The sequence below is a fragment of the Pseudomonas frederiksbergensis genome (assembly GCF_003732665.1).
Classification (GTDB): domain Bacteria; phylum Pseudomonadota; class Gammaproteobacteria; order Pseudomonadales; family Pseudomonadaceae; genus Aquipseudomonas; species Aquipseudomonas frederiksbergensis_G.
Map to the genome: position 1 here is coordinate 1 of NZ_MOBP01000108.1, position 300 is coordinate 300.

Sequence of the window (300 nt, forward strand, 5' to 3'; positions counted from 1 at the left end):
ACGAAGCGGCCATCGGCGACACCGACATCACTTTGGCCCGGCTCTGGTCGCAAGTGCTTAACGTGGAGCAGGTCGGTCGTCACGCTCACTTCTTCGAACTGGGCGGGCATTCGCTGTTGGCGGTCAACCTGATCGAGCAGATGCGCCAGGTTGGCCTCAGCTCTGACGTGCGCGTGCTGTTTGGCCAACCCACCCTGGCGGCTTTGGCGGCCGCAGTGGGCGGTGGCAATGAAATCGTAGTGCCGGCCCATGGCATCACCGCGGACTGTTTACGTATCACCCCGACGATGCTGCCGCTGG

1 protein-coding gene is annotated in these 300 nt (G+C 63.3%); it reads left to right on the forward strand.

Annotated features, from left to right (window positions below; genetic code table 11):
• Positions 1–300, forward strand: a 300-nt coding sequence (locus tag BK665_RS33365; protein ID WP_148053283.1) for a phosphopantetheine-binding protein, incomplete at both ends; no start/stop codon positions are given.